Here is a 21,329-nt window from a genome sequence, read left to right as displayed (position 1 = left end):
GCGCACTATTTTGCGCCCTGCCAGCGGGTAAACAGATCGGTCGGCAGGTCGATAGCGAACTGATCGAGCACCCGGTTTACCGTCTGGTTGATAACATCATCAAGCGTTGACGGCTGGTGATAAAAGGCTGGCACCGGCGGCATAATGACCGCACCCAGCTCCGCCGCCTGGGCCATCAACCGCAGGTGACCGAGATGCAGGGGGGTTTCCCGCACGCAGAGCACCAGCGGGCGACGCTCTTTTAGCACCACGTCCGCCGCCCGCGTCAGCAGGCTATCGGTGTAGCTATTCACAATGCCTGACAGCGTTTTGATCGAGCAGGGCAGAATAACCATGCCGGCGGTTTTAAAGGAGCCGGAGGAGATGGTGGCGGCAATATCGCGCGAGTCGTGGGTGACATCGGCGAGCGCCTGCACTTCGCGCAGCGAAAAGGAGGTTTCAAGGGTCAGCGTCTGACGGGCGGCGGCGCTCATCACCAGATGCGTCTCAACCTCTGCCACGTCGCGCAATATCTGCAATAAACGCACGCCATAGATGGCGCCGCTGGCACCGCTAATCCCCACGATAAGTCGTTTCATTTCCGTCGCCTTTGTACAAACAGAGCCAGACTTTGCCGGAATATGGCGGGAGTTGCAACTGACATGCGCCCCCTCCATCCAGAGGGGGCGATAACGAATTACCCTTCGTTGTGCATCTCTAAGTTTTCCACTTCGTTCTGGCGCATTACCGCTTTCGCATCGTCATTACGCAGGGAATCGAGATAATCGAGGTACTGTTGGTTGACGTCTTTGGTGACGTAAACACCGTTGAACACCGAACATTCGAACTGCTGAATATCCGGGTTTTCGGCGCGCACGGCGTCAATGAGATCGTTGAGATCCTGGAAAATCAGCCCGTCGGCGCCAATAAGCTGGCGAATCTCGTCCACTTCACGACCGTGGGCGATAAGCTCATTGGCGGTCGGCATGTCGATACCGTAGACGTTCGGGAAACGAATTTCCGGCGCTGCGGAAGCCAGATAGACCTTCTTCGCGCCGGCTTCGCGCGCCATCTCAATGATCTGCTCAGAGGTAGTGCCGCGCACAATGGAGTCATCCACCAGCAGCACGTTTTTATCGCGGAACTCGGCGCGGTTAGCGTTCAGCTTGCGGCGCACCGACTTCCGGCGCAGCTGCTGGCCCGGCATGATAAAGGTGCGGCCAACATAGCGGTTTTTCACAAACCCCTGACGGTACGGCTTACCCAGAATGCGGGCGATTTCCAGCGCGATATCGCAGGAGGTTTCCGGGATCGGGATTACCACGTCGATATCCAAATCTTCCCACTCGCGGGCAATCTTCTCGCCGAGTTTGGTTCCCATATTCACCCGGGCGCTGTAGACGGAAATCTTGTCGATAAACGAGTCCGGACGAGCAAAGTAGACGTACTCAAACAAGCACGGATTGCTGACCGGGTTATCGGCGCACTGGCGGGTGAACAGCTGGCCTTTTTCCGTGATATAGACCGCTTCGCCAGGCGCGACATCCCGCAGGAACTCAAAGCCCAGCGTATCCAGCGCCACGCTTTCCGAAGCGACCATATACTCGGTGCGGCCATCGCCGATATCGCGCTTGCCGAGCACCAGAGGACGAATGCCGTTAGGGTCGCGGAACGCCACCATGCCGTGGCCGATAATCATCGCTACGCAGGCATACGCGCCGCGAATCAGACGATTGGTCGCCGCTACCGCCGCGAAAATGTTATCGGCTTCCAGCGGATAGTGACGGAAGTTATCCAGCTCGCTGGCGAAGATATTGAGCAGGATTTCAGAATCTGAGGTGGTATTGATATGGCGGCGCTTCTCTTCAAACAGCTTTTTGCGCAGCTCATGGGCGTTGGTCAGGTTGCCGTTATGGGCAAGGGTAATGCCGTAAGGCGAGTTGACATAAAAAGGCTGCGCCTCGGAGGCGCTGGAGCTGCCTGCGGTCGGGTAACGAACGTGGCCAATTCCCATGTTGCCCTGCAAACGCTGCATATGGCGGGCTTCGAAAACATCGTTCACCAGACCATTCGCTTTACGCAGACGGAAACAATTATTCGCATCAATCGTGATGATGCCTGCGGCATCCTGGCCACGGTGCTGGAGCACCGATAACGCGTCATAAATCGACTGGTTGACCGGCATAACACCGGCGATACCGACAATACCGCACATACGTCTTTCCTCGTTAAGAGCTAAACCCTGGGCAAGAAACTAGACGAACTTTGCAGATAGTCAAAAAACCATCTGATGATGAAGCTGAATTGCGGGATAAGCTGCGACTTTTGCCAGTCTTCGCTTTTTGACAGGCCAGTAAAGGTATCGAGAAAGAACAGAATGGCGGCGACGATCAGCACTCCGCGAAGGGCGCCAAAACAGATCCCCAACACCCTGTCAGTACCCGACAGGCCGGTTTTTTCCACAAGCTGGCCTACCACGAAATTCACGATAGCGCCAACGATCAGCGTCGCGATGAACAGTACGGCGATGGCTATCCCATTGCGCACCAGTTCGTCTTCAAAGCCCGTGAACCAGACTGACAGGTAAGTGTAGTAATGGCTGGCGACAAAGAAAGCACAACCCCATGTCACCAACGATAACGCTTCACGAACAAAGCCGCGGATAAGGCTAACCAGACAGGAAAAACCAATTACCGCGATAATAGCGTAATCAATCCAGACCATATGTGTCCCACGATTTACGCCCTGTCATCCAGTTCGGGGCGCATTCTAACAGAAAAAGAAAACGTTTGCGTAGGGATTTCCTTCCCGCGCGTAAATAAAAAATGGCGCTGAAAAAATATCCAACGCCACCGGTTCGTTAGCCTCTACGGGCGTTTTTTAGTCCTGACGCTGCGCTTTCCCCGCCCCGACTTCTCGCCTTAAGAGGGAAGTCAGGGTGAGGAGCGTAATCAGTTCGCGCTGTAGCCCATTACCACGCCGCTCAGCCCGGAAATCTGCTTGAGCTCGCCAAGAGAGCCTTTCAGCTTATCTTTCGAGGCGTCCGGCCCCACCAGGATGCGGGTGATTTTACCCTGTACCGGCGTGGTCGGCGATGTATAAACGCGGTAACCCGCGCCGCGGAGCTTGCCGACGATCTCGTTGACCTTATCGGCATTTTTAAGCGCGCCAAGCTGCACGACATAGGCTTTGCCTGTCGGCGCGGCCTTTTCAGCCGGCGACTCGGCAGGCGGCGTTGCCGCCTGGGCTACGGGTTTATCCCGCTGCGGCTGCGCTTTAGCTTTTTCGACCTGTTTTGGCGGTTCCGCCTGCGCGGACAGCGTAACGTCCGGCGTGGTCGCGCCGTTAACCGCCCGGCGGGATGCATCCAGCGATGGTGCGGCGGCGTCGCCGGCCCGCACCTCTTCCGCCGCCCCTTCCGGCGGCTGGGCAGGCAGCGCCTGGGTTGCCGCTGGCATCATATCCGGCTCATCGCGATCCCCCGGCTTCGGCACCAGCGGAATAGCGGCGAACTCATCCTGATAATGTTTTTTCTGCCCGTCCAGCAGCCCGGGAAGAATAATCACCCCGAGCGCAACCAGCACAATCGTGCCCATCAAACGGTTCTGAAACTTACTCGCCACCTGCTCTCCCCGCTTCCATCGCTTCCATGACATGCGCCACCGTATGGAACGATCCACACACCAGCACGGTATCTTCGGCTGCGGCCTGCGCCATCGCCGCCTGCCAGGCCTGCGCGACGTGCGGATACGCCGTCCCGTTGGACAGATGCGCCATCAGCGCTTCAGCGGTCGCGCCGCGCGGCCCTTCCAGACGGGGCACAATACCAGCTATCGACAACAGGCTCCAGACAGGCGAGCGTACCGGCGATATCTTTATCATGCAGCATGCCGACAACCGCCAGCACGCGCCCGCGTTTCGGCTCTGCCGCCAGCCGCCCGGCAAGGTAGGCCGCCGCATGGGGATTATGCGCCACATCCAGAATCAGGCGCGGATTAACGCTCACCGTCTGAAAACGCCCCGGCAGAATCGCCGACGCGATGCCGTCGCGTATCGCCTGCTCGCTGACCGGCAGCCTGCTTGCGCGCAGCGCGGCAAGCGCGGTGGCGGCATTGGGCTGCGGCACCTGCGGCAATGGCAGGCCGGTAAGCTCACCCTGCCCGTCACGAAAGCGCCACTGCCCCGGCTCCACATCATAACGCCAGTCAACGCCGCGACGCAGCAGATGCGCCCCTTTCTCTGCGGCGACATCGGCGATGGTCTGCGGCATATCGGCCTCGCCGACGACGGCTGGCTTGCCCGCGCGGAACACGCCGGCTTTTTCACGCCCGATGCTCTCCCGGTCCGGCCCCAGCCAGTCGGTATGATCGAGAGCGAAACTGGTGATGACCGCGACATCGGCATCGACAATATTGGTGGCGTCCAGTCGTCCGCCAAGGCCCACTTCCAGGATGACCACATCCAGCTGCGCCTGCTTAAATAGCCACAGCGCGGAGAGCGTGCCGTATTCAAAATAGGTTAACGAGGTGTCGCCGCGCGCCGCCTCAATTTCGGCGAAGGATTGGGTGTGAGCGCCCTCGCTAAGCTCAGCGCCCTGCACGCGCACGCGTTCGGTATAGCGCACCAGATGCGGCGAGCTGTAGACCCCCACGCGCAACCCGGCGGCCAGCAGAATGGACTCCAGCGTGCGGCAGGTCGTCCCCTTGCCGTTGGTGCCCGCCACGGTGAACACAAAAGGCGCCGGACGCAGCACGTCCAGACGCGCGGCGACCAGGCTTACGCGGTCAAGGCCGAGATCGATGGTTTTACTGTGCAGGTTTTCCAGATAAGAAAGCCACGCGGCCAGGGGCGACGTGGCTTGCAAAGCGCGTTTAGTTTCCATGATGCCCGTAGGTTTTGACGATGTGAAAAACAAAAGGGCAGCGCCGTGCTGGCCTGCCCTTCGTATTATCAGGCTTCGGTTTCCTGATCGGGCACCGGCGGCACCACCACGCTTTCACGCGGGGCATCCGGGTTCGGCGCGGGCTGATTGGTCAGCTTCGCCAGGATGCTCGCCAGTTTAAGGCGCATTTCCGGGCGGCGAACGATCATATCAATCGCCCCTTTCTCGATCAGAAACTCACTGCGCTGGAAGCCCGGCGGCAGCTTTTCACGGACGGTCTGCTCAATAACGCGCGGGCCGGCAAAGCCGATCAGCGCTTTCGGTTCTGCAATGTTCAGGTCGCCCAGCATGGCGAAACTGGCAGATACGCCGCCCATGGTCGGGTCGGTCAGCACAGAGATATACGGCAGACCGCGCTCCTGCATTTTCGCCAGCGCCGCAGAGGTTTTCGCCATCTGCATCAGGGACATCAGCGCTTCCTGCATACGCGCGCCGCCGGAGGCGGAGAAGCAGATAAGCGGGCAGTTGTCTTCCAGCGCCTGCTCTACCGCGCGAACGAAACGCGCGCCGACCACGGAGCCCATCGAGCCGCCCATGAAAGCGAACTCAAAGGCTGCCGCCACAACCGGCATCTCGTGCAGGGTGCCTTTCATCACCACCAGCGCGTCTTTTTCGCCGGTCTCTTTTTGCGCCGTCGCCAGACGGTCTTTGTATTTTTTGGAGTCACGGAACTTGAGGACATCTTTCGGCTCAAGCTCGCTGCCCAGCTCTACAAGCGACCCTTCATCCAGCAGGCTATGCAGGCGATTACGCGCTGACATACGCATGTGGTGGTCACATTTCGGGCAGACCTCAAGGTTACGCTCCAGCTCGGCGCGGTAGAGCACCTGGCCGCAGCTGTCGCATTTCGTCCACACCCCTTCAGGAATGCTTGCCTTACGGGTGGGGGTAATATTGCTTTTGATTCGTTCAATCCAGCTCATCGATAACCTTTATACATGAACCTGGTAGCCCATAAATGGGGCACATTAAAACATAACGGTTCGCAACATGGGATAAAAAAGTGGTCGAACCGCGGAAGACCTCTTATTTTACCTGCCGCGTCGCCGCACGGCGGTGGCGGATAATTTCAAACACACCGGGCAGTACCGACAGAATAATTATCGCTACGATGATGAGTTTCAAATATTCCTGCACGACCGGCAAATTGCCAAACGCGTAGCCAAAACCGGTGAATAAAAGCACCCAAACCAGCGCGCCAATCACGTTATACGCGGCAAAATGACGATAGGACATATGCCCCATTCCCGCCACAAAAGGCGCAAACGTGCGGACAATCGGCACGAAGCGCGCAAGAATGATGGTCTTACCGCCGTGCTTATCGTAAAACGCGTGCGTTTTATCCAGATAACTGCGGCGGAAAATTTTCGAGTCAGGATTACTGAACAGCTTTTCACCAAACAGCCGCCCGATAGTATAGTTCACCGCATCGCCTGCTATCGCGGCGATGATCATCAGCAGCGCCATAATGACAATGTTGAGATCGTTACTGGGCAGCGCCGCCAGCGCGCCTGCGACGAACAGCAGCGAATCCCCCGGTAAAAAGGGCGTCACCACCAGCCCGGTTTCGCAGAACAGAATCAGAAACAGGATCGCGTAGACCCAGATCCCGTACTGGGCGACCAGTTCAGTCAGGTGAATATCGATGTGCAGGATGAAATCAATAATAAAGCGTATTGCGTCCATATTATCTTTGCCAGGTTAAGTGCGACTAGTCCGCGAGAAACAGCGGACCCATTGGCGCATCGGGCAGGCCGAACCGGGCGGGATAATCCACCGCGACCAGATACAACCCTTCCGCTTTCGCCGTTGCTGCTGCAAGCGTCCTGTCCTTTGCCGCCAGTAGCTCTGCTATCCAGCTCTCCGGCTGGTTCCCGGCACCCACCTCCATCAGGCTACCGACGATATTCCTCACCATATGATGGACAAAGGCGTTCGCTTTGATATCTACCACCACATAGGCCCCGTAGCGCGACACCATGATATGCATGATATTGCGCCACGGCGTGCGAGACTGACACTGCACCGCCCGGAAGGAGGTGAAGTCATTCTCGCCCAGCAAACACTGCGCCGCGCGATGCATCCGCTCTGCATCCAGCGGCTGGTGATAATGGGTTACGCCCTGGCTTAACACCGCCGGGCGCAAACGATGATTGTAGATGACGTAGCGGTAACGGCGAGCCGTGGCGCTAAATCGGGCATGAAAATCATCGGCAACATTCTTCACCCAGCGCACCGCGATGTCTCCAGGTAAATTCGCATTTACCCCCAGCGTCCAGGCGGCGTCTTTACGCTGCGCGCTGGTTTCAAAGTGCACCACCTGCCCGGTCGCGTGTACGCCAGCGTCCGTACGCCCGGCGCAAAACACCGTGACCGGCTCGTTGGCCACCTGCGAAAGCGCCTTTTCGAGCTTTTCCTGCACGCTGCGCACTTCCTGCTGCCGCTGCCAGCCATAGTACTTACTGCCGTCGTACTCAATGCCGAGGGCGATTTTCAGACGCGGCTTTTCCTCAACATCCGACATCAGTACAGATACTCCTGCACCAGTTTTTCAGCGATTTTTACCGCCATCAGCGCGCCGCCGAAACGGACGTTATCCGCCACCGACCAGAACTGAACCTGCTCGGGCATACCGTAGTCGTTACGCACGCAGCCAACGGAAAGGTGCGCGCTACCGGAGGCGTCGCCCACCTGCGTTGGGAAGGCCTGCTCTTCGGAAAGGGCAATGTCCTCCGCGCGGGAGAATGCATCCCGGGCCTCTTCTGCCGCCAGCGGGCGCAGCGCCTCAAAGCTCACCATCTGCGCATGGCCATAAAAGACCGGCGCACGCACGCAGCTTGCAGAGATCATCAGCCCCTCGTCCTGGAGGATTTTACGCACCTGATCGACGATACGGCGCTCGTCCGGCACGCTCCCCTCCCGGTCGGCCAGCAGCGGCAGCATGTTGAACGCCAGCTGACGGCCAAAGAAGTCGTCTTCATCGATGGGAATGCCATTAAGCAGTTTGGCGCTCTGTCCGGCCAGCGCGTCCACCGCCTGTTTGCCCTGCGCGGAGACCGACATCAGGCTGGTGACGGTAATGCGTGACAGGCCGCCTTCGTCAATCAGCGGCTTAAGGGCGGTAAGCAGCTGGCTGGTGAGGCTGTCCGGCACGGCAATGACGTTGCGGTTGCGGTAGTCCGCCAGCACGAAGGGGTTTACATCCGGCACGACCAGCGGCACGTCCGGCTCCAGCGCAAACAGGCCGCTGGCGTCGATAACCAGGCATCCGGCGTTGGTCGCCTCTTCAATATAGTCAGCGGAGGCCTGCGCGCCGGCGACGAAAAACGCCAGCTGCGCCTGCGTCCAGTCAAATTCAGCCGCATCCTGCACGCGCACCGTTTTACCGGCAAAACGCAGGTTCTCGCCCGCGCTTTCGTTTCGCGCCAGGGCATACAGTTCGCCCACCGGGAACGCGCGTTCCGCAAGCGTTTCGAGCAAGGCTTCTCCGACAGCGCCCGTGGCGCCCAGTACGGCAATATTCCAGCCTTCAGACATGGTGGTTACTCCAGAAAAAAAGTGCCCGCCGGAACATCCGGCAGGCAGCAGCAAGATGGTATTAACGAGCCGGGTGATGCGTCGCGTTGAAGCCCAGTTTTTGCAGTAAATCCGCAGCCTGCGGGTCGTCGCACTGAACATACAATGACGACCACTCGCGACGTTCAAGATAGTGCTTACGCAGCTTATCAAACTCGCCCGGCACGCCTGCGACCTTACGCAGCAGCGCGTCATCGCGGCGCACATCATACACTAAATGCACCAGCCTTTTGAGGGTGGGCTCATCGAGCGCCCCATGCAGGGTGATGCGGCCAAACTCCGGCGCGGGAAGCAGCGTGTCGAGCGCCACCTGCTGCCGCTGGCCAAGAAATTCGCAGAAGGCTTCGAACACCTGAGTAGTGCCGCGCGCCTTGCCCTCAAGGGTATAGCCTGCGATGTGGGCAGTACCGATATCCACCCGCGAAAGCAGCGCCACGTTGAGATCCGGCTCCGGTTCCCAGACATCCAGCACCACGTTTAGCGCCTGCCCTGCCTCAAGGCGGCGCAGCAGCGCGGCGTTATCCACCACCGGCCCGCGGCAGGCGTTAATCAGAATCGCGCCCGGCTTAAGACGGCTTATCAGCGCCTCATCCGCCAGGTGCAGGGTTTTATAAGGCCCGTCTTTAAACAGCGGCGTGTGGAACGTCAGCACATCGCACTCAGCCACCAGTTCGTCCAGCGTGCGGAAATCGCCCTCATCGCCCCTGTCGGCGCGCGGCGGATCGCACAGCAGCGTACGCACGCCCCAGGCCGCTAACCGCGCCTGCAGGCGACCACCCACATTGCCCACGCCAACGATGCCCACCGTTCTGTCGCGCAGAGAAAAACCATCGCGTTCGGCCAGCATCAGCAGAGAAGAAAAAACATACTCCACCACCGCAATCGCATTACAGCCCGGCGCGGCGGAAAAACCGATGCCCGCCTGCCGCAACCACTGCTCATCAACATGATCGGTGCCGGCCGTCGCCGTTCCGACGAATTTCACGGGCGTACCGTTGAGCAGCGCTTCATTGACTTTCGTCACCGAACGCACCATCAGCGCGTCCGCGTCGGTTAATTCCCCTGCGGGAACCGGACGGCCAGGCACAGCCCTGACGTCCCCCAGGCGACGGAATAATTCGCCAGCGTAGGGCATATTTTCATCAACAAGGATTTTCACGTTACAGTACCGGTTTGAGAACGGGAGTTAAGCTTTTAAGTGTGCCATAATCTCGCGGCCAGGCATACCCGCAATGCCAGTTCACGACCCGCAAGACCCAGAGGATTTTGATGATGCAACCCATACAGGGCGCGCCTGCACGCCCTCCCGGCCAGGACTCCACGCCTGGTACTCAGGCTGCCGGAGAGCAGCCGTTATCCACCGTTCAGCGTACCGTTCTGGAGCGCCTGATTACCCGTCTGGTGGCGCTGACACAGCAGCAGAGCGCAGAAGTATGGGCTGGCGTAAAACACGACCTGGGCATCAAGAGCGACGCGCCGTTACAGTCGCGCCATTTTCCGGCCGCTGAGCAGAACCTTAACCAGCGTCTGGAAACGGCCAGCCAGAACCACACGACCCGGCAGGTTATCTCCCGGCTTACAGAGTTGCTCAACCACGGCAACAATCGTCAGGCGGTCAGCGACTATATCCGCCAGCAGTTCGGGCAGACGGCGCTAAGCCAGCTCACGCCCGAGCAGTTGAAAACGGTGCTGACGCTGCTGCAAAACAACCAGATAGCGATTCCGCAACCGCAGATACGCCCGGCGACAGAGCGCCCGTTATTGCCTGCGGAACATAACTCGCTTAACCAGGCCGTCACCCGGCTTGCCGCCGCTACCGGCGAGTCCGGCAAGCTTATCTGGCAGTCGATGATGGAGCTGTCGGGGGTGAAGACGGTAGAGCTTATCCCAGCTAAACATTTTGCCCATCTGATGACCTGGTTACAGGCGCGCCAGACGCTCAGCCTGCAAACCTCCCCCACCCTGCAGAGCGTGCAGGTTGCCCTTAAGCAGCCGCTGGACGAACGAGAGTGGCAGGATCTGAATAACTACGCGCAGCAGCAGTGGCAGGCCACGCCGCAAACCGTACTGACCACCGCCCAGGTGCAGGATATTCTTCATCAGGTATTTTTGCGGCGGGCCGAGCGGGCGCATGACGTGCTGGAGATCCGCAACATTCAGCCCATCTACAACCCGCTGTTCGCGCCGCTGGTCGAGAGCGTGAGGAGCCTCTCCGCGCGCCCCGGACTGATGTTGATTGCGCTGGTGGTCGCCTTCGCGCTGATCTGGCTGGTGATATAGGGCAGCTTCCCCGGGCTACGTTTGTCGTGTCGTAGCCCGGATAAGTCGCGTTTTGCGCCGCAGCCGGGAACGCGTGTTTACAGCTCTTCGCCGTTGGATTTAATCGTCTTCTGATACCACCAGAATGATTTTTTACGGCTGCGCTCAAGGGTGCCGTTGCCGTCGTTGTCCTTATCGACATAGATAAATCCGTAGCGTTTTTTCATCTCCCCGGTGCCAGCGGACACCAGATCGATGCAGCCCCACGGGGTATACCCCATCAGATCCACGCCATCCTCCACCACTGCCTTTTTCATTTCCCGGATGTGGCTTTGCAGGTACGCAATGCGGTAGTCATCGTTAACGCTGCCGTCGCTCTCTTTGCGGTCGATAGCGCCAAACCCGTTCTCCACGATAAACAGCGGCAGCTGGTAGCGATCGTAGAAATAATTAAGTGAATAGCGCAGCCCCACCGGGTCAATCTGCCAGCCCCAGTCGGAAGCCTTCACGTAGGGGTTTTTCACCAGGCTTTTGGTTTCGTCATAATCGAACTGCGGGTTGTCGGCGGTGGCTTTGGTGGCGAAAGACATATAGTAGCTAAAGCCGATATAGTCCACGCAGCCGCGCGTCAGGATCTGTTTATCCTCGTCGGTAATATCCAGGTTAAAACCTTTGCGGGCGAAATAGTTGAGGATATGGCGCGGGTAATAGCCGCGGACGTGGACGTCGGTAAACCAGTAACGGCGGTGCATGGCCGCCACCGACATCATCATGTCATCCGGGTCGCAGGTCAGCGGATAGATGGGGCACATGGCAATCATGCAGCCAATCTGAAAATCAGGATTGATAGCATGCCCCGCCTCAACCGCCAGGGCGCTGGCCACCAGCTCGTAGTGCGCCGCCTGGTACATCACGGGTTCACGATCTTCACCGGGTTTGTATTTCAGCCCGGAGTTGGTAAATGGCGCGAAATCTTCGTGGAAATTTGCCTGGTTATTGATTTCGTTAAAGGTCATCCAGTATTTCACCTTGCTTTTATAGCGGGTGAAAACGGCTTTGGCGAAGCGAACAAAAAAGTCGATAACCTGACGATTACGCCAGCCGCCATATTCGGTGACGAGATAATAGGGCATTTCGAAATGCGACAGGGTTATCACCGGCTCAATATTATATTTCAGACATTCATCGAACAGATCGTCGTAGAATTGCAGGCCAGCCTCGTTGGGTTCCGCTTCATCTCCCTTAGGAAATATTCGCGTCCAGGCAATTGAGGTGCGAAAACATTTAAAGCCCATTTCGGCAAAAAGTTTTATGTCCTCTTTGTAGCGATGGTAAAAGTCGATGGCGTCGTGATTCGGGTAGTTTTTACCGGGCAGTACGCCGTCGGTAATTTCTCGCGGCACGCCGTGCGCCCCGGCGGTCATCACGTCGGCGACGCTGACGCCTTTGCCGCCCTCCTGCCATCCTCCTTCCAGCTGATGCGCCGCAACCGCGCCGCCCCACAGAAAATCTGCTTTAAAACCTGGCATCCGTCTCTCCTTTATTATCAGGATAAAGAATCACGTCGGTAATAAAGTGACTATATCAGCACAATAACGGGTTGAGAATAATGCAAAAAGTTATATTGACGGAATAAGTTACAGCAATAAAACAGGCTGTTTTTTCTGTGGGCTGGAGTTTATTTTGCGATATTAAAAGTCGTAAAAAATGCTATTTCGTACTAGCGCAAAAGCGGCCTGCATAATACAGGCCGCTGACTTTTATTGCCGGAATGAAACCAGCGTGACCACAATACCCGCCAGCGCGCAGGCCGCGGCGGCGAGAAATACGCTGGGATAGCCGAAGGAGGTGGCAAGCAGGCCGGTCAGCGGCCCGGCAACGCCGTAGGAGATATCCTGAAACGCCGCGTAACCGCCAAGGGCGGTGCCACGCACCTGCGCAGGTACGCGTTTCACGACCTCCACCCCCAGCGCCGGAAAGATAAGCGAGCAGCCGCAGCCGGTTAACGCCGCGCCGAGCAACGCCACCCAGGCGACGGGCGCCTGCCAGAGCAGCAGCAGGCCGCCGGTTTCTACCACCAGAGAGGCGACGGCAACCTTAACGCCGCCAAAGCGGTCCGGCATCCAGCCAAACAGTACGCGCATCAGCACGAACGCGCCGCCAAAAGCGGTAAGCGTAAAGCCAGCCATCGCCCAGCCCCGGCTCATAAAATAGAGCGAGACAAAGGTGCCGATTACCGCAAACCCCACTCCCTGTAGCGCAAGGCCCAGCCCTGGCGGCCAGATTTGACCGACGACGCTCCACAGCGAGGGGCGCTCCCCTTTATGCGCGGGCACCTTACGCACCGTGCCGTTGAAGGCCCATGCGAACAACGGCAACGCAATGGTGATGGCGGCGAGCGGCGCGAAGCCAAAGCGGCTGTGGATCAGTAACCCCAGCGGCGCGCCTGCCGCCAGCGCGCCATAAATGGCCATCCCGTTCCATGACATCACCTTGCCGGAGCGCGCGGGGCCCACCAGCCCCATTCCCCAGGTGAGCGTGCCGGTCAGGAGCTGGCTTTCGCCGAAGCCCAGAATCAGACGGCCCACCACCAGCAGCGCAAATTTCACCGGCGCGGATACCGGCAGCAGCGCCGCCAGCAGCCATGCAACGCCAGCAAGCGCGCAGGCGAACATCCCCTGCAGGGCGGAACGCTTCGCGCCATACTGGTCGGCAAGCCTTCCTGCATAGCCGCGGGTTAACACGGTGGCGAGAAACTGAATGCCCACCGCCACGCCGACCAGGGTGTTGCCATACCCCAGCTCATGGTGCACGAACAGCGGAATCACCGGTAGCGGCAGACCAACGGTCAGGTAAGTGAGGAATACCGCAAACGCGATACGAAACAGCGACAGATTCGCCGTGCTCTTTTTGGGTGTTTGAGTGAGTTCTGCCATCTCTTATTCCAGTAGCAGAGTTGAAAGCGTAAAAAAGGAGCCTTTCGGCTCCTCGACTCTTAACGAAGCGATGTGACGATATATCCCGGATGCGGCGTTGCCTTATCCGGGCTACGAAAACCACATCGTCGCACATTTTGTAGCCCGGGTAAGCGTACGCGCACCCCGGACTCCCGGATGCGGCGCTGCCTTATCCAGGCTACGCAGGGTTAGCCCTGCAGCTTGCGCATCACCAGCGTCGCGTTGGTGCCGCCAAAGCCGAAGCTGTTGGACATCACGGTGGTCAGCGTCGCTTCCTGCGTTTTGGTGACGATGTTGAGGCCCGCCGCCTGCTCGTCCATCTCTTCAATGTTGATGCTCGGCGCGATAAAGCCGTTCTCCAGCATCAGCAGGGAGTAAATGGCTTCCTGCACGCCTGCGGCGCCCAGCGAGTGGCCGGTCATCGCTTTGGTCGCGGAGATAGCCGGGCTGTTATCGCCGAACACTTCACGGATCGCACCCAGCTCTTTCACGTCGCCAACCGGGGTAGAGGTGCCGTGGGAGTTGAGGTAGTCAATCGGCGTATCAATGCCGTGCATCGCCATCTTCATGCAGCGCACCGCGCCTTCGCCAGACGGCGCAACCATATCGGCGCCATCGGACGTCGCGCCGTAGCCGACGATTTCCGCATAGATATGCGCGCCGCGCGCCAGGGCATGTTCCAGCTCTTCAACCACGACCATACCGCCGCCGCCAGCGATCACGAAACCGTCGCGGTTCGCGTCATAGGTACGGGAGGCTTTGTCCGGGGTTTCGTTATATTTGGTGGAGAGCGCGCCCATGGCGTCGAACTCACAGGCCATTTCCCAGCCCAGCTCTTCGCCGCCGCCCGCAAACACGATGTCCTGTTTGCCCAGCTGGATCTGCTCTACCGCGTTACCGATGCAGTGTGCGGAGGTCGCGCAGGCGGAGCTGATGGAGTAGTTAACGCCGTGGATTTTGAACGGGGTCGCAAGGCAGGCAGAAACCGCCGAACCCATCGCTTTAGTTACCACATAAGGCCCCACCGCTTTCAGGCCGCGCGGGCTACGCATCGCGTCCGCGCCAAATACCTGCGCTTTAGAGGAGCCGCCGGAGCCAGCAATAAGGCCAACGCGCGGGTTGTTCTGATACATCTCTGCGCTCAGACCGGCATCTGCGATGGCTTCCTGCATAGAGAGAAAGGCGTAAATAGAGGCATCGTTCATGAAACGAACCACTTTACGGTCAATCAGACCCGTGGTGTCCAGTTTGACGTTCCCCCACACGTGGCTACGCATTCCTGAATCTTTAAACTCTTGAGAGAAAGTGATCCCGGAGCGCCCTTCACGCAGAGATGCCAGGACTTCCTGCTGGTTATTACCGATGCTGGAAACGATGCCCAGGCCAGTAATCACTGCACGTTTCATTCAATACCCCTGTAAGTCGCACTAATTTAAGTTTTCGTGTGGCAAGATAGCGTACAGTTGTACGCCGAACAAGTCCGATCAGCCAAAACGCGTGTAAATTTGCGCCGACAGGCACACATCGCTAAGATCGCGGCACAGCCTGTGCGACGAGTAACTTACGTGAAACATACCGCGATACAATCCGCCAACCTTGAATTCAACGCTGAGGGTACACCTGTTTCCCGAGATTTTGATGATGTCTATTTCTCTAACGACAACGGGCTGGAAGAGACCCGCTACGTTTTTCTTGGCGGCAACGGTATGCCGGAACGGTTTACCACCCACGGTCGCCCGCTACTGGTAGCTGCGGAGAGCGGCTTTGGTACCGGGCTTAATTTCCTGACCCTGTGGCAGGCGTTTGACGCCTTTCGCGCCGCTCACCCCCAAGCTACCCTGCAAAGGTTACATTTCTTCAGTTTTGAGAAATTCCCGTTAACCAGGGCCGACCTTATCCTGGCGCATCAGCACTGGCCGGAACTCGCCGCGTATGCCGGGCAGTTGCAGCAGCAGTGGCCAATAGCTATTGCCGGCTGCCACCGTATAGTGCTGGACGAAGGCCGCGTCACGCTGGATTTGTGGTTTGGCGATATCAATGACCTGACCGATACGCTGGACGACTCCCTCAACCAGCAGGTGGACGCCTGGTTTCTGGACGGTTTCGCCCCAGCTAAAAACCCCGATATGTGGACGCCGAAGCTGTTTGCCGCCATGGCAAGGCTGGCACGTCCAGGCGGCACGCTGGCGACCTTTACCTCCGCGGGTTTTGTCCGCCGGGGGTTGCAGGAAGCGGGCTTCACTATGCAAAAGCGGAAGGGGTTTGGCCGCAAGCGGGAGATGCTGACCGGCGTACTCGAAAAGGGCGAGCGCCCTGCCCCGCACGCCCCCTGGTTTGCGCGAACCGGCACAGCCGCGCGTGAAGCGGCCATTATCGGCGGCGGCGTCGCCAGCGCGCTGTTGTCGCTGGCGCTGCTGCGCCGGGGCTGGCAGGTCACGTTATATTGCGCTGACGATAAACCGGCTCAGGGCGCTTCCGGCAATCGTCAGGGGGCGCTCTATCCGCTTCTGAGCGCTCACGATCCGGCGCTGAGCCAGTTTTTCCCGGCGGCGTTTACCTTCGCGCGCCGTCTGTATGATTCTCTGCCCGTGCGCTTCGACCATGACTGGTGTGGCGTGACGCAGTTAGGTTACGACGAGAAAAGCGCCCGGAAGATTACGCAGATGCTTTCGCTCAGCTTGCCAGACAGCCTGGCGCAGCCGGTGGATGCCGGGCAGGTGTTAGCCCTTACAGGAGTGGAGACGCATTGCGCTGGCATTCACTACCCCGCAGGCGGCTGGCTCTGCCCCGCTGAGCTCACGGCAGCAGCGATAGATCTGGCCGTACAGCAGGGGCTGAAGGTGCATTATCAGCATAAAGCAGAACGTATTGTGCGCCGGGAAGAGAACTGGACGCTTGAATTTGCACAGGGCGCAAAGCAGCACCGTTGCGTGGTGCTGGCCAACGGGCACGCGGTTAACCAGTTTATGCAGACAGAAAACCTGCCGGTTTACCCGGTCGGCGGCCAGGTCAGCCATATTCCCACGACCCCCGTTCTTAGCGCGCTACGCCAGGTGCTCTGCTATGACGGCTACCTGACGCCGCAAAACCCCGCTAATCAGCACCACTGTATTGGCGCGAGTTATCATCGTGGGCAGGCAGATGTCACCTACAGCGAAGAGGATCAGCAGCAGAACCGGGAACGGCTGCTGAACTGTTTCCCGGATGCCGAATGGCCCAAAGAGGTCGATGTAAGCGCGGGGGATGCGCGCTGCGGCGTGCGTTGCGCCACGCGCGACCATCTGCCCGTAGTAGGTAATGTCGCCGATTATAGTGCCACCCTCACCGCATATGCCGATCTGGCCAACGCGCATGAAGAAGCAGCCAGCGCGCCGGTCTTCCCCGAGCTGTTTATCATTGGCGCACTCGGCTCCCGCGGCCTCTGTAGCGCCCCCCTGGCCGCAGAGATTCTGGCATCGCAAATGAGCGAAGAGCCAATACCGCTCGACGGCGCAACGCTTGCGGCAATGAGCCCGAACCGGCTATGGGTAAGGAAACTGTTGAAGGGGAAGAGGGTGAAGTGAAAGGTGGGCTTCGTTGTTTCTGATGGCGTCTTAATGATCGCTATACAAATTCGATTTCAGCCTGATACGAATTGCTTTCCCTTTGCTTTAGCTAAAAGGAAAGCCCGTACGAATGGCTACATTATACTCGTTCACCACCGCCAGCGGGCGGTGGGTGCCCGGCTCGTAAATAAACGTCTGCCAGTCGCGCTCGCCGTCACGCGTCTGCGCCTCCAGCCGGTTGCCCTGCCAGATGAACTCCGTCAGTACGCCATTGCGGGTTTTACGGGTCCGCCGGTTGAACGCGTCGTAGGTGTAGGTCGTCACCTCCCCGTACGGCGAGGTGAACCTTATCAGCCGGTGGCGGCAGTCATAGTCATAGCTGGCGGCAACGCCGTTGCCCTCCATCCACTCCCGGGTCAGGTTGCCGAACCGGTCATACTCAAAGCGGCGCCGGCCGTAACGCTGCAGGCGGTTGCCTTTTGCCGGGGGCAGCGGACCCTCTGCGCCCGGCGGCAGCATTTCCGCGTCCTCTGCGGTGATACGGTTGCCGCAGGGGTCGTAATGAAACGTCTCCGTTTTCTGCGCGGGGCGGGTGTCGTACGGCGAAATTACTAATAGGTATAATCTTTTAAAGATTTAACCATCGTCTCTGTTATCAATTTTTATTAGAACGCTTAAGCTCCTTTTCAATTTCCACCTTGGTTTTTTTCTGGATTTAATTAAAACAATTGAAATCAAACCACTACAGCAAACATCAAAATAAAATTCAGCATGATAACTATCGTCCCGAAATAAAGCCAATGTTATATTTTCAACATCCATCGCCTCTAATTTATTAATAGTATTTTGTAGACCATATCTTTCAAGACCACTTTTTTGCGCCAAAGCCTCATGAGCCTTCAATATAAACAAACTGCGCGATCGGTTACATACCTTTATTGCGATATTTTCACTTTTATTACAACTCCTATTTAAGTAAGACAACTTTGAAACAATAACTTTATCATCATAGCCATTTAAAAAAACCAATAGTTTCTCTAGATTCATCATGGTCTAAACACCTCTACATCTCCGTCCCTTGGTCCCTTCAAAAGAATTTCTCGCTCAAGCCAATCATCAATAGAATATTCCCAAGACCATAAATCCTTTTCTTTAGGAGCACCTGTTTTTACCCTTAAAATTATATCATCGGGCCCAGAAAAATTCCTTGCCACGTCAGGATCATCTGTCCAAGAAGTGTAAGAGCTATTACCAGAAACATTTCCAAAATTATGCTCTTCCGGAGAAATTTCGGAATTTACATCTCCAGGGTTCACTTGGCCTTTAATATTGTTATCAGCATCCGGATGCCCCCGGTGTACGCCTCGATAAACATATTCCCCAGGCGCTGCATCAGGTAATTCAGGGATGTCATTATAATTCTCCCAGTTAAATGAACCGTTTGCAGCCGTCGCTGGCTCAGGCGCTCTGTCCCCGGCAGGTGAATCAGTCTTCTGACCCGGCAGCCCTTTTAAGCCCAGAGGATCAATCCAGCTCACCGGATTAGGGCAATACTGATAGAAATTCAGCCCTCCGACCAGCTTAATCGGATCCTGCGTAATATACCGCCCCAGGGTCGGGTCGTAATACCGGTTCAGATTGTAAAAGAGCCCGACTTATCATCTTGAACAGCTGCGCGGAACAGTGCTACACTTTTTGCTACACCTTAAGGGAAAGGGATTAAGCGATTCTATCCGCTAAGTGGCACTAAATCAGACTTGCTATATATTGCTCTTTCGTAACTACCACATCTCAATAAATGACAAGTATAGCGGTATTAGGCGCAACTATTTAGTATTATCCCTGAAAATGCAGCGAATGGCGGGTGCTTATATTAACGCAACCTGCCATAATCATTCCGAGTATGCAGCTCGTCCTTGTTAGTCTGAGCTACTATTCTCAACAGTGCATCTATGAAAAAATAATATAAAATTAAACATCTTTTACTATTTTCATTCCTTTTTTCATCATTACGTCGATTAAAAGATGATAATCTTCATCTTCGATTTCTATTAATAGCACATGATTTGTTATTTCATTAAAAAATGAATACCGCGGATTCTCATCCGTGCCAAGATTAGAGATGACCCATCCTGGTTCTGAACCATCCCATAAAAAATCCCATTCTTTTAGTTCAATACTCATTCAAATCTCCGATTATTTTCATTAAATCGTATTACATCTTTACCTGACGGCACTATTTGGGAACTTCTTTGAGGTGAGCCTATTTTACGCAAACGGAGCAATACATCCATATCTGCACTACTGGCATAAGCAGTTCCACCGGGATGCGTGTGATAAATCAGCATCCTGTCTTTTTCCAGTGAAAACCCTACCTTAATTCGTTCCCTTGAATGCAGAAAATATTGCCCACCTGCACCGTTTGGACCCGGTCCGTATTTGTACGTTACCGCAAATTCTACCCCATGCTTTTCACTAAGAAGTTCCAGTTCTTGTGCTGTTGGTCTTCTGGGGAGAGCAATACCATCACGCCCCGGTAATCCTTCGCCAGATCTGAGACCATAGAGAAGATCATCCACAGGTGCTATCTCTTCCAGTACAGTTGGATGAGAATCGAATCCCGGAAGTCCTTTCAGGCTTGTAGGGTCAAGGTAACGGATGGGGTTATTCTCAACATAGAGATAAAGATTCAGTCCCCCCATTACTCATATCGGATCCTACGTAATATACAATCCCAAGGTGGATTCGTAATGGCGGTTCAGGTTGACGAAACGGCCACAATCAACCCACCGCTCACCATAGTTTTTATGCCAGTTGCCTCTGACAAACTCAGATCAGCGTTCCAATATTTCTAACTCACGTTCTTCCCGATATGGTGCATCCTATATCGTAATCCATTTTATATCCTATAAATCCCCGAGCGTTATCCCAGCGAATAGAGTTTTCTATATTGAGAACTAGTTCATTTTCATTATTTATTAATAAAAAATCATCAATACCATCTATAATATCTTCATCAAATGAAATGGCTAATCCCCATGATTCCATTTTTGGTAAGTAATCCAGTATGAATTTTTTAAACATGTTATTACATTTTGATTTCATGTTGATATTCGCCTCCCATTCATAGATGACATCATCATTTAGAGAATAGATATAATAGTTATCAATTGATATATAATCTGGAATTATTCTTTCATAAGGGGGATGTATATCTTCCATCACAAAAGAAAGCGAATTTTTCCACTTGAACTCACGAGGAGCACAAGGAAATTTTTCATCACCCCACATATGGTACTGCTCCTCTAATTCAAACAATTTGTCATTTCTTTTAGGCAGTAGTATGTCAACAAAGATATCCATAAACTATATCACCTTGGTTTAGCATTAAAGGGCAATGTTTGGTTGCTTTTTGCTCTCAACCAAATTTTTCCATTGAAGATAAAGGGATGTTGATGTGGATTATAGGGGTGATGATGAGGCGTGCCATGATCACCCCAATGAACTTCACTTAATGGTACAGGTTTACCATCAGCCAATGGCCATGTATCTGCTGGGAATTCAGCACTCTGGCGATATACTTCTCCAGTTTTTGTACTCACTTTCCCTCCTAAAGTAGTATGCGCTCGTCCTTCGGCATCAGGATGAGGTAACGGAATATCTTGCCCCTCGATTTTTTGTTTATCTAAAGGAATCGGGTTACCATCACTATCTCTTGGTATATAAACATTGTCTTTTGGCTTTTTGATTTCTGGTTCAGGAGTTCGATCTCCTTCTGGTTTTTTCTCAAAACCCGGCCCCCCTTTCAATCCAAGGGGATCTATCCAACCAATGGGATTACCGTCAACGTAAGCGTAGAGATTTAAGCCGCCTTCTAAACTTATCGGATCCTGCGTAATATACCGCCCCAGGGTCGGGTCGTAATACCGGTTCAGATTGTAAAAGAGCCCCGACTCCTCATCCTCGTACTGTCCCTGAAAACGCAGCGGGTTACGGAAGCTCAGCAGCCGTTCATTTGTATCATAATCCGTTAAAAACCACTCGTCACTCACCTGGCCGTAAGCATCGTAC

Annotated in this window: 21 protein-coding genes and 1 pseudogene; 2 read left to right on the top strand and 20 right to left on the bottom strand. The window is 55.8% G+C overall.

The window, feature by feature from the left end; translation table 11 throughout:
• Positions 1–5: 5 nt before the first annotated feature.
• From ENTHG_RS01610 to pdxB, 10 genes and pseudogenes are all read right to left on the bottom strand, one after another.
• On the bottom strand, positions 6–578 hold the full coding sequence (locus tag ENTHG_RS01610; protein WP_044172757.1) for a UbiX family flavin prenyltransferase: 573 nt from the start codon (positions 576–578) through the stop codon (positions 6–8).
• A gap of 98 nt (positions 579–676) precedes the next feature.
• A complete protein-coding gene (gene purF / locus ENTHG_RS01605; RefSeq protein ID WP_044172755.1) occupies positions 677–2,194 on the bottom strand; it encodes an amidophosphoribosyltransferase in 1,518 nt (505 codons plus the stop codon).
• A gap of 20 nt (positions 2,195–2,214) precedes the next feature.
• Positions 2,215–2,703 carry a colicin V production protein gene (gene cvpA, locus ENTHG_RS01600; protein WP_044172754.1) on the bottom strand — a complete coding sequence of 163 codons (489 nt, stop codon included), beginning with the start codon at positions 2,701–2,703 and terminating at the stop codon, positions 2,215–2,217.
• Between the two features lie 227 nt (positions 2,704–2,930).
• Entirely contained in the window at positions 2,931–3,602 is a 672-nt protein-coding gene (dedD, locus tag ENTHG_RS01595) for a cell division protein DedD (protein ID WP_044172752.1), read from the bottom strand.
• Positions 3,592–4,861 (bottom strand): annotated as a pseudogene (gene folC / locus ENTHG_RS01590) (bifunctional tetrahydrofolate synthase/dihydrofolate synthase). Before folC ends, dedD begins: the two are co-directional and overlap by 11 nt.
• A 68-nt stretch (positions 4,862–4,929) precedes the next feature.
• Positions 4,930–5,844, bottom strand: coding sequence for an acetyl-CoA carboxylase, carboxyltransferase subunit beta (gene accD, locus ENTHG_RS01585; protein WP_044172750.1), 915 nt, complete (start codon positions 5,842–5,844; stop codon positions 4,930–4,932).
• A 103-nt stretch (positions 5,845–5,947) separates the two neighbouring features.
• Complete coding sequence (locus ENTHG_RS01580; RefSeq protein WP_044172749.1) at positions 5,948–6,607, bottom strand: DedA family protein; 660 nt, start codon at positions 6,605–6,607, stop codon at positions 5,948–5,950.
• A gap of 25 nt (positions 6,608–6,632) precedes the next feature.
• Complete coding sequence (gene truA / locus ENTHG_RS01575; RefSeq protein WP_044172747.1) at positions 6,633–7,445, bottom strand: tRNA pseudouridine(38-40) synthase TruA; 813 nt, start codon at positions 7,443–7,445, stop codon at positions 6,633–6,635.
• Positions 7,445–8,458: an aspartate-semialdehyde dehydrogenase gene (locus ENTHG_RS01570; protein ID WP_044172744.1), complete on the bottom strand. Its 1,014-nt coding sequence runs from the start codon at positions 8,456–8,458 to the stop codon at positions 7,445–7,447. Before ENTHG_RS01570 ends, truA begins: the two co-directional genes overlap by 1 nt.
• A 61-nt stretch (positions 8,459–8,519) precedes the next feature.
• Positions 8,520–9,656 carry a 4-phosphoerythronate dehydrogenase PdxB gene (gene pdxB, locus ENTHG_RS01565; protein WP_044172741.1) on the bottom strand — a complete coding sequence of 379 codons (1,137 nt, stop codon included), beginning with the start codon at positions 9,654–9,656 and terminating at the stop codon, positions 8,520–8,522.
• A 113-nt stretch (positions 9,657–9,769) separates the two neighbouring features.
• Between pdxB and flk the strand changes: the two genes are divergently transcribed.
• Positions 9,770–10,777 (top strand): flagella biosynthesis regulator Flk, encoded by a 1,008-nt coding sequence (gene flk, locus ENTHG_RS01560; RefSeq protein WP_044172740.1) that lies wholly within the window; start codon positions 9,770–9,772, stop codon positions 10,775–10,777.
• Between the two features lie 77 nt (positions 10,778–10,854).
• Here flk and ENTHG_RS01555 read toward each other — a convergent pair whose 3' ends face one another.
• The 3 genes from ENTHG_RS01555 to fabB all read right to left on the bottom strand — a co-directional run bounded on the left by ENTHG_RS01555 (position 10,855) and on the right by fabB (position 15,119).
• A complete protein-coding gene (locus ENTHG_RS01555; protein ID WP_044172739.1) occupies positions 10,855–12,285 on the bottom strand; it encodes a 6-phospho-beta-glucosidase in 1,431 nt (476 codons plus the stop codon).
• Positions 12,286–12,516: 231 nt separating this feature from the next.
• The gene (locus ENTHG_RS01550; protein WP_044172738.1) at positions 12,517–13,692 is read right to left on the bottom strand and encodes an MFS transporter; all 1,176 of its coding nucleotides are present in this window, start codon (positions 13,690–13,692) and stop codon (positions 12,517–12,519) included.
• A gap of 209 nt (positions 13,693–13,901) precedes the next feature.
• Positions 13,902–15,119, bottom strand: a complete 1,218-nt coding sequence (gene fabB, locus ENTHG_RS01545) for a beta-ketoacyl-ACP synthase I (protein ID WP_044172736.1) — start codon at positions 15,117–15,119, stop codon at positions 13,902–13,904.
• 159 nt (positions 15,120–15,278) lie between these two features.
• Between fabB and mnmC the strand changes: the two genes are divergently transcribed.
• Complete coding sequence (gene mnmC, locus ENTHG_RS01540; RefSeq protein WP_044172734.1) at positions 15,279–17,276, top strand: bifunctional tRNA (5-methylaminomethyl-2-thiouridine)(34)-methyltransferase MnmC2/FAD-dependent 5-carboxymethylaminomethyl-2-thiouridine(34) oxidoreductase MnmC1; 1,998 nt, start codon at positions 15,279–15,281, stop codon at positions 17,274–17,276.
• An 87-nt stretch (positions 17,277–17,363) separates the two neighbouring features.
• Here the strand turns inward: mnmC and ENTHG_RS01535 are convergent, their stop codons facing one another.
• The 7 genes from ENTHG_RS01535 to ENTHG_RS26270 all read right to left on the bottom strand — a co-directional run.
• A complete protein-coding gene (locus tag ENTHG_RS01535; protein ID WP_489884333.1) occupies positions 17,364–17,867 on the bottom strand; it encodes a hypothetical protein in 504 nt (167 codons plus the stop codon).
• Positions 17,868–17,894: 27 nt separating this feature from the next.
• Entirely contained in the window at positions 17,895–18,308 is a 414-nt protein-coding gene (locus ENTHG_RS01530) for a hypothetical protein (RefSeq protein ID WP_044172729.1), read from the bottom strand.
• Complete coding sequence (locus ENTHG_RS23920) at positions 18,305–18,796, bottom strand: hypothetical protein (RefSeq protein WP_071825784.1); 492 nt, start codon at positions 18,794–18,796, stop codon at positions 18,305–18,307. The genes ENTHG_RS01530 and ENTHG_RS23920 overlap by 4 nt, the downstream gene beginning before the upstream one ends.
• 433 nt (positions 18,797–19,229) lie before the next feature.
• The gene (locus ENTHG_RS01525; RefSeq protein ID WP_044172726.1) at positions 19,230–19,442 is read right to left on the bottom strand and encodes a hypothetical protein; all 213 of its coding nucleotides are present in this window, start codon (positions 19,440–19,442) and stop codon (positions 19,230–19,232) included.
• Positions 19,439–19,960, bottom strand: coding sequence for an RHS repeat-associated core domain-containing protein (locus ENTHG_RS25385; protein ID WP_145973633.1), 522 nt, complete (start codon positions 19,958–19,960; stop codon positions 19,439–19,441). Before ENTHG_RS25385 ends, ENTHG_RS01525 begins: the two co-directional genes overlap by 4 nt.
• A gap of 154 nt (positions 19,961–20,114) precedes the next feature.
• Complete coding sequence (locus ENTHG_RS01515; protein ID WP_044172721.1) at positions 20,115–20,621, bottom strand: hypothetical protein; 507 nt, start codon at positions 20,619–20,621, stop codon at positions 20,115–20,117.
• An 8-nt stretch (positions 20,622–20,629) separates the two neighbouring features.
• Positions 20,630–21,329 (bottom strand): RHS repeat-associated core domain-containing protein (locus ENTHG_RS26270; RefSeq protein ID WP_145973658.1); only part of this gene is annotated, 700 nt, incomplete at its 5' end.

The organism is Phytobacter massiliensis JC163 (assembly GCF_000321045.1).
Lineage (GTDB): Bacteria > Pseudomonadota > Gammaproteobacteria > Enterobacterales > Enterobacteriaceae > Phytobacter_A > Phytobacter_A massiliensis.
This window is presented reverse-complemented; position numbering and strand designations above follow the sequence as displayed.